The following is a 17,576-nucleotide window of genomic DNA, read 5'->3' as shown; positions in this document are numbered from 1 at the left end:
TATAATTAAAGCTGCATTAAGCTTAGATTGGGGGAAGTGACTAAATGGATTTAAAAACTAAAAGTATACTCAAAATAGTAGCCGCAGTTATTTTGGCAGCCTTTTTAGCCTATTCGCTTCTTGTTGGTTTTCAGGTGGCCGGCTACAAAGTTGTTCCCATTAAAAAAGCCATTAAACTGGGCCTTGATTTACAGGGCGGCGTTTCGGTACTGCTCGAGGCCAAGCCCAAACCGGGGGAAGCCGTAACAAATGAAAAAATGAACGGAGCAGTGGAAGTCATAAGGGGAAGGGTTGACCAGTTGGGTGTGGCCGAGCCCCTCATCACCAGACAGGGTGATATAAGGATTAGAGTTGAACTGCCCGGTGTCAAGGATTCTCAGAAGGCACTAGACATCATCGGTAAAACAGCTTCCCTGGAATTTGTCGGCCCCGACGGAAAGGTAATTCTGACCGGAGACGATGTGAGAGATGCAAAGGCAGTTTACGGAAATAAAAGTGAACCCATGGTTAGCTTGAAGCTGGACTCAAAAGGCGCAAAAAAATTCGCTGATGCAACCTCTAAATTTTTACATCAGCAAATTGCCATAAAACTTGATAATCAGGTTATTTCGGCTCCCACCGTTCAGGATGTAATCACAGGAGGCGAAGCGGTAATTACCGGGCTACCCAGCATTGATAAAGCCGGAGAACTGGCTACTTTAATCCGGGCCGGTGCTCTTCCTGTGGACCTGGAACAGAGGCAGGTTATGGCTATAGGCCCCACGCTGGGAGCAGACTCGCTGAGCAAGAGCATTAGAGCGGGAGAAATAGGCGTTATTGTGGTATTATTATTCATGTTGTTTTATTACCGTATTCCCGGTCTTGTGGCGGACTTTGCCCTCCTTGTATATGTGATGCTTGTCTTAATAATTTTTACAGCCATCGGAGCCACTTTAACCCTACCGGGTATTGCAGGATTTATTCTTTCTATAGGTATGGCAGTTGATGCTAATGTATTGATTTTTGAAAGATTAAAGGAAGAACTGAGAAATGGAAAGACATTGAGAGCGGCCATCGACGCTGGATTCCACAGAGCCTTGAACACCATAATCGACTCCAATGTAACTACCATTATAGCCGGGGTTGTACTTTTATACTTTGGGTCCGGGCCGATTAAAGGCTTTGCGGTAACACTTATAATCGGTATCCTCACCAGTATGTTTACGGCTATTACTGTTACAAGAGTAATTCTAGTAAATTTGATAAACGCAAAGCTCTTCACCAACAAAAAATTATATGGTGTATAAGAGGTGATAAAAGTGAAAACATATAAAATAATGGAGAAAAAATGGCTCTGGTTTGGAATTTCTTTTACTATAATTGCTATAGGGTTAGTAAATATCTTTTTGTACGGCCTTAACTGGGGCATAGATTTTACCGGGGGTAACATTCTTCAATACAATATCCATGAGTCTTATAACCTGCAGGATGTAAGGGATGTTTTGGCCAGGTTTAACTTGAAGGACTATGATGTCAAAAAAGCCGGTGATACGGGACAGGAATTGATCATCAGAACGGTACTGCTGACGAAAGAACAGCAGGCTGATATAACAGTAGCTTTAAAACAAAAATGGGCCAATCTGGAACTAATAAGGGCTGAAAAAGTAGATGCCGTAATCGGAAAAGAACTTCAAAGACAGGCTATTATTGCTCTGATTATAGCAAACATCGGCATGCTCATTTACATCACCTTCAGGTTTGAATTCAAATCGGCTGTGGCTGCCATACTGGCATTGGTACATGACGTAATGATGGTAATAAGTTTATATGCTATTTTGAGGATTCCTGTAGACAGCACTTTTATTGCGGTAATACTGACAATAGTAGGTTATTCAATAAACGATACTATAGTGGTATTTGACAGGATCAGGGAAAACCTGAGGTTTATGAAGAAAACGCCATTTAATGATGTGGCAAACTTGAGTATTATTCAGACCATTGCAAGGTCTATAAATACTTCATTGACTACCTTAATAACTATTATAGCCCTTTTCCTTTTTGGCGGAGAAACCATCAGGGATTTTACCCTGGCGCTTATCGTGGGTATCGCTAGCGGAACATACTCTTCAATATTTATAGCAAGCCCGCTATGGGCCATGTGGAGGCAAAAACCCAGAGCAGCGAAAGCTTAAAAGAGGTGAAAAATCATGTTTAAAGAACTGTTTTATGCAGGCATAGGTCTTGCCACCCTTACTAAAGAGAAAGCTGAAGAGATTATATCTGAACTGGTAAAAAAAGGTGAACTATCAAAAGAAGACGGAAAAGATGCTTTAAACAACTTATTGAGTAAAATGCAGGAAGAGAGAGAAAAATTAAAGCAGAAAGTCCAGGAACAGGTGGAAAATGTTATCTCATCAATGAAGATAGTAAAAAAATCCGATTTAGAGGAGATTAAACACAGGCTTGAAATTCTAGAAGAAAAAGTCAATAGAATTTTAGGTGAAAAAGAGGCTGAGTAGCCTCTTTTTTTTTTATTAAAAATATCCTTTTAGGAGAAAATATTGTTATGACAGCAGGATTTTTTAGAGAGGGATGTGTATGAAGAATTATTCTCAACTAATACGGCACCCGGGCAACAATTTTTTATTTGATTTGATTGATATTTCTATTCTCGGAACTCTGGCAAATATGCCGGTACATTTTCACGCCGAAGGACTTCGAGGTACGGGTAAAACCACCATTATCAGGGCAGCAAAAGACATATTACCAAAAATTGAAAGGATAAAGGGATGCGTGTATAACTGTGATCCTTTGAATCCGCACTGTCCTGAGCACAGAAATCTTTCAAAAAAGGAAATAGAAAACCTCGATATTGAATTAATCGATATGCCTTTTCTGGAAATTTCCCCATCTGCAAAAAAAGGTACGGTGATTGGAAGCATCGACCTCAAGAAAATAGCTTCAAGAGATAACCCTGAAGCAGCGCTGCTTTTAGGAACCATTCCCCGGGCTCACAGAGGGATAATATTTGTAGATGAGATAAACCGTATTGCAGATACTGCTCCGGAACTTGCGGATATCTTGCTGGATGTCATGGGAACAAAACCCGGTAGGATCCAAATAGAGGAAGTAGGATTACCCACCGTTGTAATACCCGTTCAGGTAAGTATCTGGGCGGCTTCAAATCCCGACGAAGAACCGGGACCTCTTGAAGATATAAGAAGACAGCTTTCTGACCGGTTTGATTTTTCAGTAAATGTAGAAAGACCACTGGATACAGGTGTTTTAAAGATGATATTGGATGGAAATAATGAACACAATTACGACAGTGGAATGATAGAAGCTAAAAAAGAAAAATTCCGGCAAACTCAAACAATAATCAATGATTTTTCCATTTCTGACGAAATAAAGGCCATACTGGCTTCGATGTATGTGGATTTTGGTCTGGAGAGCCTGAGAAGCATTGAAGCAATAATGCTGGGGGCGAGAATAAGGGGAGCACTTCTGGGAAAATCTCCGGATATCGAAGAAATTATATTTTTGTCAAGATTCGCCCTTCGCCACAGGATGGACGCTAAAAATTTAAATGAACTTATGAAGTATCTGGAACAAAAAAGATGTCAGGCTGAAAAAAAATCGGAACCCGTAGTAAAAATCCTGGACCCGGAATCAAAAAAAACTATTTTGCAAAAAACTAACAACGAAAAGACCGGGGCGAATGCCAGGAAATTACAGGATAGATTTTTTAATCCTGTTGAAAAAATGATGTCATATTTAACAAATAAATTTTCGCCTTCTGCAGGCGGAAAAAGCAGCAGACCACTTTCATTTGACCCTAAAAATATAGATATTAAGGCTCCTTCGGGAAAGGCTTTATCCATTAAGCAGCTGGAGTTAAAGGATTATGTAAAAAAAGAGGAGGAACTCCGCAGGTGATACATGTAGAAATACTCCGCTCAGAACTGGAGAAACACAGGGGGGTAAGGATTGGGGAAACCGCGGTAGTCAGCAGAAAAATTCACACCATAGACCCGCATCAACCGGAAGAAGTGCATATAATAATGAACTCCGATGCTGGACGGGTTTTTTACAATCGGTTTAATGAAAATGAAATCATCCATATAGATTTGTTTCACGAAATCGCTGCTATTGATATTAAAAAAGCTGCCGAATACTTAAAAAAAAGCATGGTAGAAAGTGGTTTGAACAATTTTATTGATTATATAGATATTCAGACCGGAAGCGGCGGCGGCAGGCTTTCCGGTAGTTTAAACTATGGTCTGAGTGAAAGCCTTGTAAAAGACCATCTGAACCATGTCCACCTGGCGGGTTTAATTCCCGATGACAGGCTTGATATGGTGTTTTTTCTGGTAGATAAGGTGGAAGAAGTTATACAATTGCAAAATATTGAATTAAGAAAAGTGGAAAAAATCTTCAATGAGATAGGCAGCTACCCCATAGATATGTCACCCTACGCCACAAATTCGGATTCCAACCTCAGACAGAATTGGTCAAACACTTACGATAATAAGATACGCCGGGAAGCCGCCGCTTTAATTGAGCATTTTAACAGTATAAGGGAAATAGAGGATATTTTAGATGCTTTGAGCAGAAGTCAGGTCTCGGGTGATAACCTATACAATTTAAAGAAAAAATACGGTGACATGGATGATATAATTAAACATATGGAACAAAACAATTTTATTGAAAAAGACTCAAATTGCTATTGCCTCACCAGGGATGGAATAAAGCTGAAGGATTATTTTAAAGTAAACCGAAAAGAATTGGAGCTAATGTTAAAGAAATTCATAAAAAATTTACCGAAACTAAAAAATAACAATGGGTTTCACATCGTGTATTCTTCAAATAGGACAGGTCTGGATAATAAGGGCCCGCTTATTTCTGAAACATTTAATCCGGCAAATTGGATTGGGGAACTGGAAATAAATGAAACAGTAAAAAACGCCCTCACAAGATGTTATTGCAAAAAACAAAGATTCAGTATAGATGAGCAGGACCTTGTTTCTTTAAAGCGCAATCCAAAGATGAGCCAGGACATATGTCTTATTATAGACGCCAGTGCCAGTATGGCTGGTTACCGGCTTAGAAATGCCAAATTTCTGGCAAAACATCTGGTGCTCAATTTTCATAGAAGGATTAGTGTGCTGGCTTTTCAGGAAAGGGAAGTCAAGGTGTATGTGCCTTTTACCAGAAACTTCAGCACTCTTGATGCTGGGCTCAATGAAATAATATCCACAGGTCTTACACCCCTGGCCCTTGCTATTGATAAGGGCATTTCATATATGAGTTCCAGACTTGTAAAAAATCCCCTGATAATACTCATAACCGATGGAATCCCCACCGTCTCCCTCTGGACGCAAGACCCCATCAAAGATGCTATAAATGCGGCATCAAAAATAGCCAAGAAAAATATAGATTTTTGCTGTATCGGCCTTCAACCTAATAAAGATTGCCTTATAAATATTACTAAGGCGGCAAAGGGAAAACTTTTTGTGGTGGATGAGCTAAACAGGGATGTACTTATAGATGTCACAAGAGAAAGTGGACAACTTTTATAACGACTGCGGCATTCATCTGCCCGCTTGCGGGCAAGATAATGCCGCACAAAATTTCATCAAATCCACCTCTTAAATAACTTCGAGGCTTGCCTCGAAGAGTTAAGATCGAAGATTTTGATATAGAAAAATGGAGGATTTTGAGAAAAAATATAGAATAAACAATATAAAACCCAAAAAGAATAGGGGGTCTTTTATGCAGTTAGTTCTAGTGTTTGCATTGATATTTGCACTCCTGGTAGCTATTTTTGCCATATCCAATGCCAATGAAGTTGTAATCCGGTTTCCCTGGGGAAATTACCCCATCTCCCAGGCACTGGTCATTCTCGGATCTGCCGCTATCGGCTCGGTAGTAGTATTGATGCTGGGAGTATTTTCACAGGTTAAATCAAAAATAAAAATGTGGGAATATCAGGGGAAAATTAAAAAACTGGAGAAAGAGCTCAAAGAAGTGAAGGAACAGTATGAGACCGTGAAAAAAGCAATGGAAGCTCAAAATGCAGAGGATATGCACGATGAAGGCATACCCCAGGAAACCGATACTTCATCATAATGTAATTAGCCTGATAAAAACACAACCGCAGGCTGCTTCACCGGTTGTGTTTTTTATTGATATAATCAATTGTTTAGTTTATAATTAATATTGTTTAGCAATGAACTTTAAATCAAAATCAGGGGAAGATCGTTTATATGATGAAAAGTGCCGAATGGAAGATAAGTCCCAGGGAAACATTACATGAAGTAATGAACTTTCCGGATTTAAATCCTGTAATATTGCAACTGTTGAGAAAAAGGGGGGTCGAATCCCGGGAACAAATTGAAAGGTTTTTGGACCCAAGGATAGAATGCCTGTACAATCCAATGCTGATGAAGGATATGGAAAAAGCAGTTGATAGGATAAAGAGCGCAGTAAAGAAATCTGAGAAGATAACAGTTTATGGAGATTATGATGTGGATGGTATAACAAGTACCTGCATAATGATGAAAACCTTGAAAAAAATGGGGGGTAATGTTGATTATTATATTCCCTCAAGGCTCGATGAAGGCTATGGTTTGAATAGGGATTCTATTGAAAAAATCCACGGGCGGGGCACGACCCTTATAATAACGGTGGATAACGGCATTAGTAGTTTTGAAGAAGTGGATTATGCAAAAAGTTTAGGTATGGATGTCATCATTACGGACCACCATGAACCTCAAGATCTGATTCCGCAGGCCGTGGCAGTAGTTAATCCAAAGCAAAACAATTGCCATTACCCATTCAAGAATCTGGCAGGTGTGGGAGTCACTTTAAAACTGGCCCATGCCCTGACCAACCTTGATCAGCAAACCCTGGAAGATAATCTGGAGCTGGCAGCCCTGGGCACCATAGCAGATATTGTGCCGCTTCTGGATGAAAACCGTATAATTGCAAAGTATGGGCTCAAACACCTGGAAAAAACCGACAATAAGGGCTTAAAAGCCATGAAATCACTGCTCAATATATCGGATATGCAGTTGGACACTACAAAGGTGAGTTTTTTACTGGCACCAAGGCTGAATGCTGTTGGTAGGATTTCCAGCGCGGAAATAGCCGTGGAACTTCTTCTTACCGGGGACGAAACCAGAGCTTTTGAATTAGCCCAGACCCTTGAAAGCATAAATCAGGAAAGACAGGCCATCGAATCGAAGATCCTGACCCAGGCGCGGGAAATGATCGAGAAGGACCTGGATCTGGATGAAGACAGGGTAATTGTAGCTTCAAGCCAGGAATGGCATCCCGGAGTCATCGGGATAGTGGCATCCAAGCTAGTAGAAATTTATAACCGGCCATGTATATTAATAGCCATGGAAGGTGAAGAGGGTAAGGGATCAGGAAGGAGCATTCCAGGTTTTAATATTTTTGAAGCATTAAGTCAGGTTTCCCATCTACTAACAAGGTACGGCGGCCACGAACAGGCAGCGGGACTTGCCATAAGCGTCAATAATATAGAGATTTTTAGAGAAGAAATCAACAAAATTGCCGGAAATACATTAAATAGAAAGTATACTCCTGAATTAAACATAGACATGGAATTGAAGGAAGAAGACATAACTCTGGACCTCGCTGGTCAACTCGAATTACTGGAACCCTTTGGATATGGCAACCCAAAACCTGTTTTCATGTGTAAAAACTTTTGTGTCAACCATATTCGTACCGTGGGAAACGAAGACAGGCATTTGAAGCTCAGCCTCAAGAAAAAACAAAAACAGATAGCGGCTATAGGTTTTAATTTTGGTTTATATAAAGAAGAATTAAATATGGCCCCGGTACTGGATATTGCTTTTTACCTTGAGGTAAACCGGTGGCAGGGAATTACGGAACCACAATTGAAAATAAAAGATATAAAAATACCCTATCTACAGGATGAACTATTAATTAAAATTGAGGAAGGTTATTATAGAAGATTCTTTTCCAACTTTAAAAATGAAATGGTTCGGCTCGCTTCTTCAGGACCCTTACCGGACACGAGTAGCACTGAGTTCATAAAAAATGAGGATAATTTGGAGAAAAATGAATATGTAAAGAAACTATTTTTGAAAGGCCGGAGGGTCCTGGTTATAATAAATACTCCGTATCAGGCATGGCAGCTTCTGGAATATTTAAAAGACATGGAGGACATAAAAAATGATACAGGAGTGTTTTTCAGCTTAAATCCGGATACCGAGCGGGGAAAAAAGAATATTATATTGATAAATCCTGTAGATATAGGCTGTAAAAAAAACGCCGACGATATAGTTTTTTATGATGCACCATTTAGCGCCCAAATTCTCGGATTGAGGTTAAAAAATATGTCTGCCGGTTCCACAATTCATGCTATTTTTAAAAAGGCGGACTTTCGTTTTAACCATATGGTGTGTCAAAAAATGCTCCCTGAAATAGAAGACATCCGAACCATACACGGCTTGCTCAACCGATTATCATCGGGCAAATTGAGATTTGTAATAAATATCAGTGATTTCAAAGCCCAATTACGCCGGTATACAGATTTTGATTTGCATTACATGGGTTTGATTAATGTTTTAAAAGTTTTTCAGGAAATGGGAGTGATGATGGATTTTAAGATAAAACAGGGTTTTATACAGATTGATAAACAAAGCGGCCAGCCGCAAAAGACCAGTCTTGAAACATCGAATACATACCGTGAATTTGTTTTTATCAAAAAAAAGCTTAAAGAATTTGAACAATTACAGGGGGGAATATGATGCAGATGGACTTAAAGCAAAAAATCAGGGTTATCGAGGATTTTCCAAAAAAGGGTATCAGTTTTTAAGGATATTACCACATTGTTAAAAGATGGTGAGGCCTATAGATATTCTATTAAGTCTCTTGCTGATCTAGTAAGACAGAAAGAATTTGATCTAATTACGGGACCGGAAGCCCGGGGATTCATCATCGGAGCCCCGCTGGCTTATGAACTGGGAGTGGGATTTGTTCCGGCAAGAAAAAGGGGAAAATTGCCGGGAAAAACTGTTAAGGCGGATTACAAGCTGGAATATGGTAGTGATGTTCTAGAAATGCATGTGGATGCCATAAAAAAAGGTCAAAAAGTTATAGTGGCAGATGACCTGCTGGCCACCGGGGGCACCATTTTTTCTACAATAGAACTGGTGGAAAAATTAGGCGGTGTCATTTCAGCAGTGGTTTTTTGATTGAGCTGACCGAGTTGAAAGGCAGGGACAGCCTGTCGGGATATGATGTGATCTCCCTTATTAAATATTAAATGGAGCAGGGGTGGAAGATTTGAGTTTTGCTTTATTAGAAAAAAAGATATTATCTTACAACCCTTCTGCTGATCTTTCACTGATTAGGAGAGCTTATGAATTCGCCAAAAATGCCCACAGTGGTCAGCACAGGGTATCAGGAGAACTTTTTATATTCCACCCCCTGGAAGTAGCCATCATTCTGGCAGATCTGGAGCTTGACATAGCTACCATTGCAGCCGGCCTATTACATGATGTGGTTGAGGACACGCAGTACACCGTAGAAGATATTGAAAAAAATTTTGGTCCGGAAATCGCTCTGCTGGTGGATGGAGTAACAAAACTAGGAAAGCTGGAATACAGGACAAAAGAAGAGCAGCAGGCGGAAAACCTTAGAAAGATGTTCCTGGCCATGGCCAAAGACATCCGAATAATCCTAATCAAGCTGGCTGACCGTCTCCACAATATGAGAACTTTAAAATATCTCCCCAAAGAAAAACAGAAAGAAAAAGCCGTGGAAACCGTGGAAATTTTTGCGCCACTGGCTCACCGCCTTGGTATTTCTAAAATAAAATGGGAATTGGAAGACCTTGCCTTTAGATACCTGGAGCCGGAACATTACTATGAACTGGTGGACAAGGTTGCAAAGAAAAGAAAAGAGCGGGAAGAACACATAAATAAGATGATAGCTATTTTAAGAGAGAAATTGTCAGCCGCTGGAATATCCGCCGAAATTCAAGGCCGCCCAAAGCATTTTTACAGCATTTTTAAAAAAATGAAAGAACAGAATAAGTCTTTTGACCAGATTTATGACCTGACAGCGGTAAGGGTTATAGTTGAAAGCATCAGGGATTGTTATGCTGCGCTGGGGGTAGTCCACACATTGTGGAAACCCATTCCTGGACGGTTCAAGGATTATATTGCCATGCCAAAGCCTAACATGTACCAGTCCCTGCATACAACTGTCATAGATTCTCTGGGAGACCCCCTGGAAATTCAGATAAGAACCTATGAAATGCACAAAACCGCAGAATACGGTATTGCAGCCCACTGGCGATATAAAGAGGGGGATAAGGGAGACAGGGATTTTGACAAAAAATTATCATGGCTCAGAGAAATATTGGACTGGCAGCGGGAACTGAGAGATGCCAGAGAGTTCATGGAGTCTTTAAAAATAGACCTTTTTTCCGATGAGGTTTATGTTTTTACTCCCAAGGGGGATGTAATTGACCTGCCTATGGGTTCTTGTCCCATAGATTTTGCATACAGGATTCACACCGATGTAGGCAACCGCTGCGTCGGAGCAAAAGTTAACGGCAAAATGGTACCCCTTGATTATAAACTGGTCAACGGTGATATTATTGAAATAGTAACATCGGCCCACAGTAATGGTCCCAGCCGGGATTGGTTGAATATTGTCAAATCCACCCAGGCCAAGAATAAGATAAGGCAGTGGTTTAAAAAGGAGCGGCGGGAGGAAAATATAGCCCGGGGCAAGGAAATGCTTGAAAAAGAGGCCAAAAGGCAGGGCTATGATATTTTTCAGCTGCTCAAATATGATTTTATGCCCAACCTTCTTAAGAAAATGAGTCTTTCTAATCTGGACGATTTGTATGCCGCCATAGGCTATGGCGGCATGACCTCCAACCAGGTATTGCAAAAAATACTTGACGAATACAGGAAAAATGTCAAGGCAGAAAAAAACGGAATTAACTGTTGACAAAACCGAAACCAAAGCCAGGGGCAAGAAAAAAGTCGACCAGGGTATAAAGGTAGATGGAATGGACAATCTTCTAATTAAGTTTTCGCGGTGCTGTAACCCCGTGCCCGGGGATAAGATAGTCGGATATATAACCAGGGGACGGGGCGTGTCCATCCACAGAACGGACTGCCCTAATGTGATAAGTAATCTTTATGACAGGGAACGATTGATTGAGGTTAAATGGGAAGGATTTCAGGAGACCTCATATCCTGTGGAAATTGAGGCTTCGGCCTATGACAGGCCGGGAGTGCTTTCGGATATAATAAATATTATAGGAGATATGAAAACCACCATAGATGCAGTAAACGCCAGAGCTTCCAAGAATGGCGTGGCAGTAATCGACCTGGTCCTGGAGATAAACGACAAACAACATCTTGAAACAGTAATGCAAAAATTGCGAAAGGTTCATGGAATCTACGATGTTAGAAGGGTCATGAACCAGTAGTGGGAGGAATTTGAATGCGTGCCGTAGTTCAAAGAGTGAAAAAAGCCTCGGTAACCGCGGGGGAAGAGGTGATAGCCAGTATTGACAAAGGCCTGGTATTACTTCTGGGAGTCGGAACCGAGGATAGCATTGATGATGCCAATTACCTGGCGGAAAAGGTTATTGCGTTGAGGATATTCGAAGACGAAGAGGGAAAAATGAACAAGTCCCTCCAGGATATTGGCGGAGGTTTGCTAATCGTATCACAATTTACCCTTATGGGAGATGCGAGAAAGGGAAGGAGGCCAAGTTTCACTCAGGCAGCCTCACCTGAAGTGGCAGAGAAACTTTACAATGACTTTGTAAATATATGCCGGAGTAAGATATCCAAAGTGACCACAGGCAAATTTCAAGCAGAGATGCTGGTGAAAATATATAATGATGGTCCGGTAACTATTTTACTTGACAGCAAGAAGCTTTTTTAGGAGGTGGACTATGTTTTTGAAATGTTTGCAGGTAGGAGTGCTGGCATCTAACTGCTATATACTGGGGGATGAAAAAAACAAAAAGGCAGTTATAATTGATCCGGGAGGAAATGCTGAAGATATATTAAGCATTGTAAAAAAAGAAGGTTTACTGTAGATTTGATTTTGCTTACCCACGGTCATGCTGACCACATAGCCGGCCTGGAGGAAGTAAGATGCAGCACCGGTGCCAGGGTTGCCATCCATGAAAATGATGCGCCTATGCTTCTTTCGCCCGGGCAAAATCTTTCAGAATATATGGGGACCCGCCCTCAGTCTTTCTCCGGCTGAAATCAAACTGAAAGGTGGCGATGAGAAGTTATCTTTAGGAGATTTAACGTTAGAGGTTATTCATACACCCGGGCATACCCCCGGAAGCATTTCTATAAAAGTGGGAAATATAATATTTACTGGGGACACCCTTTTTGCAGGTTCTATCGGGAGAAGCGATTTTCCGGGGGGTTCCTTTGAACAGCTAATGGAATCCATAAAAAACAAATTACTTATTCAAGATGATGACGTTATAATATGCCCTGGCCATGGAATAAAATCCACCATTAAACAGGAGAAAGACACAAACCCTTTCCTGCGTTAAATATTTTTTTCGCTTTCAGGAGAAACTAATGCCATACAAGGAGCGGGAGGGAAGTTATGGTGAAGAAAAACAGGTTGGTAAAAAATCTTAATCCCGGCATCAGCGACTATCAGGACTTTGTAGATCTTTTGGAAGAGGAAGATGTCATGGATGAGGATATAGCACGGGATATGAATGTTGATATTGAAACTGTAAGAAGCATAAAACAGGAAATGCAAGACGAAGAAACGGCAAATGGCCCATCGGTTTTCTTTAAGACGCCAAGGACCAAAAAAACCCGGCGGAAAACTTGATTCCGCCGGGAAATTTTTATCATTCGGGTTTCTTATCCACTATAACGGATATATAACGGTTTTGACCATTTCTAAAAACCACAAGTACCAGTTTGTCATTGATCTTTGCTTTGCTGACTGTTTCAACTACATCGTTGGAATTTTTGATAACCCGGTCATTTATCTTTAAAATTATGTCGCCCTGTTGGAGGCCGGCTTTTTCTGCGGGGCTGTTCGGGTAAACATATGTTATAATAGCACCGCTCTGATCCTTTAACTTGAAATAATCCACCAGATCTTTTGTCAAATCCTGAAGTCCAACGCCTATATATGGCCTTGTTACTGAACCGTTTTTGATGAGGTCATTCAGAACTTCTTTTGCAGTATTGATAGGAATGGCAAAACCTATTCCCTGAGCCTGGGCGTTTATAGCTGTGTTTATACCTATTACATCACCACCGAGAGAAATCAGCGGTCCGCCGCTGTTACCCGGGTTTATAGCAGCATCGGTCTGTATTAGATTTTTATAGACCCTATCTTTCCCGGAACTTGCATCAGGGATGGTAACAGGCCTGCCTTTGGCACTGATGACACCAACGGTTACGGTGTGGTCCAATCTGTAGGGATTGCCTATGGCAATTACCCATTCGCCAACCCTCATTCTGTCGGAATCGCCGAGATTTAAATAAGGCAGTTTTTGTGAAGAATTGATTTTCAACACCGCCAGATCAAGGTCAAAGTCTTTACCCACTACTGTGGCTTTAAAGGGCTTGTCAAACCCCTTTACTGTTACGCTAACTTCCGTGGCGCCGTCGATAACATGTTCATTTGTCATTATATAACCGTCGGCATTGAAGATGAAACCCGAACCAACTCCTTTACTTACCCTCGGTGTTGGTTGTACTCTAAAATTGTTTCCGAAAAATTGCCTGAAGAATGGGTCGTCAAAAAAGGGATCTGAGGCAGATTTGCTCTCAACGGTAGTTTCGATATACACTACGGCGCTGCTTACCCTGTCTACTATATCCGGTATGTTTGTGGGGAGAACCGTTTCAGGAACGGAGGTGTTTACAGAGGTAGCGCCCTGCATACCCGCCCTGGCAGAATTAGATGGATATATCACATTGTATGCTGATATACCCCCTATCACCAGTGCTGCTCCCAGGGCAAGTCCCAGCAGCACTGCGACTAAGTATTTGTGTTTATTAAAAAGGGTCATTTTAAAACCTCCCAAAAGTATTTATTTATAAGTTCTATTATTATTTTATCCTGTGATTTTATTGAGTTTATGTTAAATTTGTTAGGAATTTGTGAATTATAGTGGATTGTAAAGTTAGAGGCAAAAAAAGCGGTAAAATGTTGACATATGGAGAAATATTTCATATAATTAAAAGCAAATATATGGGAAAAAGCGAGGAAGGGGCAGAAGGTATGAAACTCAACAGGGAGAAAGCGCCGCGATTGAGAGTGCTTTTTGAGCAATTTATACCGAAGAACACCCCGGAGCTGATACCTCGAATTTAAGTAGGGGGTTACGCAAAACGCGTTAGAGTTTTCAAAGTGGGTTTTTACCAAGCAGGGTGGCACCGCGGAAAAGACTTCCGTCCCTGATATAACTATCAGCGGCGGAAGTTTTTATTATGTTTGAAGGAGGAGATGACACATGTTTACACAGGCTCCCAGAGGGACGAGAGATGTTTTACCTGAGGAAGCCGGCAATTGGGTATTTCTTGAGAATAAATTCAGAGAAATATGTCATGAGTTTTCCTATAAAGAAATAAGAACACCGGTTTTCGAACATACCGAACTTTTTCAGAGGGGTGTGGGGGAAACCACTGATATAGTTGAAAAGGAGATGTACACTTTTCAGGATAAATCCGGAAGAAGCATAACATTGAAACCCGAAGGAACCGCACCCACTGTCAGAGCTTATATAGAACATAAATTATACACACAGCCTATGCCGGTGAAACTCTTTTACATCATTCCGGGGTTCAGATATGAAAGGCCCCAGGCCGGAAGACTCCGGGAATTTCACCAGTTCGGCATAGAGGCTTTTGGGTCTGACAGTCCCCACATTGATGTGGAAATAATGGTGCTTGGCATAATGTTTTTAAAGAACCTGGGCCTTGATGATATAAAGCTTCACATAAATTCCATTGGCTGTGAAATTTGCAGGGCAGACTATAAAAAAGCTTTAAAGGATTTTCTTGATGAAAGCAAACAAAACCTCTGTAACACATGTAACTCTAGATTGAATAGAAATCCTCTGAGGATTTTAGACTGTAAAAATCCCGAGTGCCAGAGGGCACTCAAAGAAGCCCCTGTAGTTCTGGATTACCTTTGCGATGAATGTAAGGCCCACTTTGAAGCAATAAAGAATGATCTGTCACTTATAAATATTGATTATACGGTAAACCCCAGGATTGTTAGAGGTCTTGATTATTATACCAGGACGGTTTTTGAAATAATTTCAGAGGACCTGGGAGCCCAGAGCACCGTGTGCGGCGGCGGCAGGTATGACAACCTCATACAAGAATGCGGTGGGCCGCCGACTCCTGCCGCAGGTTTTGGGATGGGGATAGAGCGCTTGATAACCATCCTGGAAAAGAAAAATTTATTGAAAATACCCGAAGAAAAAGTGGATATATATATCGCACCTCTTAAAGAAGAATATGTGGATACGGCGCTTAAACTCCTTTATAGTTTCAGAGAAAGTGGAATTTCGGCGGAAACCGACTACCTCAAAAGAAGCTTAAAGGCACAGATGAAATATGCCAATAAGATTATGGCTCAATTTGCTATTATCATAGGAGAAGAAGAAGTAAACTCTGGTTTTTATACGGTAAAAGATCTTACTGCAGGAGAACAGCAAAAAGTAGCCAGAGACAAAATATTTGAATATATATCAAATTGTATACGGAAAGGTTGTGACAAGTTTGAATGAAAAAATTAAGAGGACTCATTACTGCGGCCAATTAAGGGAAGGCGATGCAGGAAATGAAGTGGGGCTGATGGGCTGGGTTCAGACCCGCAGGGACCTGGGAGGAATAATTTTTGTGGATTTAAGGGACCGAAGCGGTATATGCCAGGTTGTAATCAACCCCGAATATTCCGAGGCCTTTAAAAAAGCTGAAGAAATACGCAGCGAATATGTCATTGCGGTTAAAGGCAAGGTAAACATGAGGCCTGAAGAAAATGTTAATCCCAAAATTCCCACTGGTTTTGTGGAAGTAAAATGTGAGCATCTTGCCATATTGAGCAAATCAAAAACGCCTCCATTCCCCATAGAGGATAACGTAAATGTAGATGAAAGCATAAGACTTAAATACAGGTACCTGGATTTGAGAAGACCCCAGATGCTAAACAATATTCTCTTTCGTAACAGGGTAAATAAGGCTATAAGGGACTTCCTGGATGAAAATGGATTCATAGAAGTTGAAACCCCCATGCTTACCAGAAGCACCCCCGAAGGCGCCAGAGACTATCTGGTACCCAGCAGAGTCAACCCGGGTACCTTTTACGCATTGCCTCAGTCTCCCCAGCTTTTCAAACAAATTTTAATGGTGGCAGGCCTGGAGCGCTATTATCAAATCGCCAGGTGCTTCAGGGATGAAGATTTAAGAGCGGACAGGCAGCCTGAATTCACACAGCTTGACATGGAAATGTCTTTTGTGGAAGTAGATGATGTCATCAATTTAAATGAAAAATTGATAAAATATGTGGTGGAAAAGGCCATCGGCAGAAAAGTTGATATACCTTTCAGGAGATTAACTTATAAGGAAGCCATGGACAGATATGGCTCGGATAAACCCGATTTGAGATTTGGCATGGAGATGGTAGATATATCCGACATAGTCTCTCAAAGCGAGTTTAAGGTATTTACCGATGCTGTGAAGGGCGGAGGTATCGTAAAAGGCATAAATATAGAAAAAGGCGTTGAGATTTTCAGCCGCCGTCAGATAGATGAACTGGTAGAAAAGGCAAAGAATTTGGCGCGAAGGGAATGGCATGGATTAATGTAACGCCCGAAGGTGTCAAATCACCCATAGCAAAATTCTTTACTGAAGATAAAATGAATGAAATATTGGAGAAAATGGGTGCTAAAGCCAATGACCTCCTTATATTTATCGCAGACACCAACAGGGACAGGGTTCTGTCTATAATGGGACAGATGAGGCTTTACCTTGGTAAAACCCTCGGCTTGATGAAAAAAGACGCCATGGAATTTGTATGGGTTACAGAATTTCCACTGCTGGAATACAGCGAAGAGGAAAAGAGATTCGTGGCCATGCATCATCCTTTCACTTCACCCATGGATGAAGATATCCCGCTGCTGGACAAAGATCCATCCAAGGTGAGGGCAAAAGCGTATGATATAGTGTTGAACGGTACGGAACTGGGGGGTGGCAGCATTAGAATCCATAACTCTTATATACAGCAAAAAATGTTTGAAGTTCTGGGATTTACCGAAGAAAGGGCAAAGAGCAATTTCGGATTTTTACTGCAGGCTTTTGAATACGGCACACCTCCCCACGGCGGTATAGCCTACGGCCTTGACCGTATGGTGATGCTCTTGCTGGGCCTTGATAGTATCAGGGATTGTATTGCATTCCCCAAAACTCAGAATGCTATTTGCCTTATGACAGGGGCTCCTGCTGAAGTTGAACCCAGGCAGTTGAGGGAACTTCACATTAAGGTAAATATTTGAACTATCCTCT

The 17,576-nt window shown here is 41.2% G+C and carries 14 protein-coding genes, 3 pseudogenes and 1 other annotated feature; of the genes and pseudogenes, 16 read left to right on the top strand and 1 reads right to left on the bottom strand.

Translation table 11 applies throughout. From position 1 onward, the window contains the following. Window positions 1-44: 44 nt before the first annotated feature. The 14 genes and pseudogenes from secD (at window position 45) to D2962_RS09065 (ending at window position 12,876) form a co-directional block, all read left to right on the top strand. Complete coding sequence (secD, locus tag D2962_RS09120) at window positions 45-1,286, top strand: protein translocase subunit SecD (protein WP_122014791.1); 1,242 nt, start codon at window positions 45-47, stop codon at window positions 1,284-1,286. Between the two features lie 12 nt (window positions 1,287-1,298). Further along, window positions 1,299-2,171, top strand: a complete 873-nt coding sequence (gene secF / locus D2962_RS09115; RefSeq protein ID WP_122014790.1) for a protein translocase subunit SecF — start codon at window positions 1,299-1,301, stop codon at window positions 2,169-2,171. A gap of 15 nt (window positions 2,172-2,186) precedes the next feature. Continuing rightward, complete coding sequence (locus D2962_RS09110; protein ID WP_120765594.1) at window positions 2,187-2,498, top strand: phasin family protein; 312 nt, start codon at window positions 2,187-2,189, stop codon at window positions 2,496-2,498. A 79-nt stretch (window positions 2,499-2,577) separates the two neighbouring features. After that, the gene (locus D2962_RS09105) at window positions 2,578-3,915 is read left to right on the top strand and encodes a magnesium chelatase ATPase subunit I (protein ID WP_120765593.1); all 1,338 of its coding nucleotides are present in this window, start codon (window positions 2,578-2,580) and stop codon (window positions 3,913-3,915) included. Then, a complete protein-coding gene (locus D2962_RS09100; protein ID WP_122014789.1) occupies window positions 3,912-5,558 on the top strand; it encodes a VWA domain-containing protein in 1,647 nt (548 codons plus the stop codon). Before D2962_RS09105 ends, D2962_RS09100 begins: the two co-directional genes overlap by 4 nt. Window positions 5,559-5,751: 193 nt before the next feature. Beyond that, a complete protein-coding gene (locus D2962_RS09095; RefSeq protein ID WP_162991172.1) occupies window positions 5,752-6,108 on the top strand; it encodes a LapA family protein in 357 nt (118 codons plus the stop codon). A gap of 137 nt (window positions 6,109-6,245) precedes the next feature. Continuing rightward, window positions 6,246-8,780 carry a single-stranded-DNA-specific exonuclease RecJ gene (gene recJ, locus D2962_RS09090; protein WP_122014788.1) on the top strand — a complete coding sequence of 845 codons (2,535 nt, stop codon included), beginning with the start codon at window positions 6,246-6,248 and terminating at the stop codon, window positions 8,778-8,780. Window positions 8,781-8,785: 5 nt separating this feature from the next. Further along, window positions 8,786-9,298 (top strand): annotated as a pseudogene (locus D2962_RS09085) (adenine phosphoribosyltransferase). A 20-nt stretch (window positions 9,299-9,318) separates the two neighbouring features. Beyond that, window positions 9,319-11,485: pseudogene (locus tag D2962_RS09080) on the top strand (RelA/SpoT family protein). A 14-nt stretch (window positions 11,486-11,499) separates the two neighbouring features. Continuing rightward, window positions 11,500-11,949 (top strand): D-aminoacyl-tRNA deacylase, encoded by a 450-nt coding sequence (gene dtd, locus D2962_RS09075; RefSeq protein WP_122014787.1) that lies wholly within the window; start codon window positions 11,500-11,502, stop codon window positions 11,947-11,949. 10 nt (window positions 11,950-11,959) lie between these two features. Beyond that, complete coding sequence (locus tag D2962_RS18585; RefSeq protein WP_245984564.1) at window positions 11,960-12,106, top strand: MBL fold metallo-hydrolase; 147 nt, start codon at window positions 11,960-11,962, stop codon at window positions 12,104-12,106. Window positions 12,107-12,108: 2 nt separating this feature from the next. After that, window positions 12,109-12,279, top strand: a complete 171-nt coding sequence (locus tag D2962_RS18580; RefSeq protein ID WP_245984563.1) for an MBL fold metallo-hydrolase — start codon at window positions 12,109-12,111, stop codon at window positions 12,277-12,279. Next, window positions 12,200-12,583, top strand: coding sequence for an MBL fold metallo-hydrolase (locus D2962_RS18575; RefSeq protein WP_342774538.1), 384 nt, complete (start codon window positions 12,200-12,202; stop codon window positions 12,581-12,583). Before D2962_RS18580 ends, D2962_RS18575 begins: the two co-directional genes overlap by 80 nt. A gap of 56 nt (window positions 12,584-12,639) precedes the next feature. Further along, window positions 12,640-12,876: a hypothetical protein gene (locus D2962_RS09065; RefSeq protein WP_120765586.1), complete on the top strand. Its 237-nt coding sequence runs from the start codon at window positions 12,640-12,642 to the stop codon at window positions 12,874-12,876. A 19-nt stretch (window positions 12,877-12,895) separates the two neighbouring features. On the opposite strand, the gene D2962_RS09060 is transcribed toward D2962_RS09065, so the two are convergent. Continuing rightward, the gene (locus D2962_RS09060) at window positions 12,896-14,074 is read right to left on the bottom strand and encodes a trypsin-like peptidase domain-containing protein (protein WP_120765585.1); all 1,179 of its coding nucleotides are present in this window, start codon (window positions 14,072-14,074) and stop codon (window positions 12,896-12,898) included. Between the two features lie 186 nt (window positions 14,075-14,260). Next, window positions 14,261-14,467 (top strand) — a binding site (T-box leader). A gap of 51 nt (window positions 14,468-14,518) precedes the next feature. On the opposite strand from D2962_RS09060, the gene hisS reads away from it, so the two are divergent. Beyond that, window positions 14,519-15,802, top strand: coding sequence for a histidine--tRNA ligase (hisS, locus tag D2962_RS09055; RefSeq protein ID WP_122014786.1), 1,284 nt, complete (start codon window positions 14,519-14,521; stop codon window positions 15,800-15,802). Next, window positions 15,795-17,566 (top strand): annotated as a pseudogene (aspS, locus tag D2962_RS19215) (aspartate--tRNA ligase). The gene hisS and the pseudogene aspS overlap by 8 nt, the downstream one beginning before the upstream one ends. Window positions 17,567-17,576 lie beyond the last annotated feature (10 nt).

Source organism: Biomaibacter acetigenes, from assembly GCF_003691585.1.
Taxonomy (GTDB): domain Bacteria; phylum Bacillota; class Thermosediminibacteria; order Thermosediminibacterales; family Tepidanaerobacteraceae; genus Biomaibacter; species Biomaibacter acetigenes.
The sequence above is the reverse complement of the archived record's forward strand: the minus strand, read 5'-3'. Positions and strand labels throughout refer to the sequence as shown.

Excerpts from the sequence above, each read along its gene's own strand:
- secD (WP_122014791.1), top strand. The coding sequence starts at position 45 with ATGGATTTAAAAACTAAAAGTATACTCAAAATAGTAGCCGCAGTTATT.
- D2962_RS09110 (WP_120765594.1), top strand. The coding sequence starts at position 2,187 with ATGTTTAAAGAACTGTTTTATGCAGGCATAGGTCTTGCCACCCTTACT.
- D2962_RS09105 (WP_120765593.1), top strand. The coding sequence starts at position 2,578 with ATGAAGAATTATTCTCAACTAATACGGCACCCGGGCAACAATTTTTTA.
- D2962_RS09095 (WP_162991172.1), top strand. The coding sequence starts at position 5,752 with ATGCAGTTAGTTCTAGTGTTTGCATTGATATTTGCACTCCTGGTAGCT.
- recJ (WP_122014788.1), top strand. The coding sequence starts at position 6,246 with ATGATGAAAAGTGCCGAATGGAAGATAAGTCCCAGGGAAACATTACAT.
- dtd (WP_122014787.1), top strand. The coding sequence starts at position 11,500 with ATGCGTGCCGTAGTTCAAAGAGTGAAAAAAGCCTCGGTAACCGCGGGG.
- D2962_RS18585 (WP_245984564.1), top strand. The coding sequence starts at position 11,960 with ATGTTTTTGAAATGTTTGCAGGTAGGAGTGCTGGCATCTAACTGCTAT.
- D2962_RS18575 (WP_342774538.1), top strand. The coding sequence starts at position 12,200 with ATGATGCGCCTATGCTTCTTTCGCCCGGGCAAAATCTTTCAGAATATA.
- D2962_RS09065 (WP_120765586.1), top strand. The coding sequence starts at position 12,640 with ATGGTGAAGAAAAACAGGTTGGTAAAAAATCTTAATCCCGGCATCAGC.
- D2962_RS09060 (WP_120765585.1), bottom strand. The coding sequence starts at position 14,074 with ATGACCCTTTTTAATAAACACAAATACTTAGTCGCAGTGCTGCTGGGA.
- hisS (WP_122014786.1), top strand. The coding sequence starts at position 14,519 with ATGTTTACACAGGCTCCCAGAGGGACGAGAGATGTTTTACCTGAGGAA.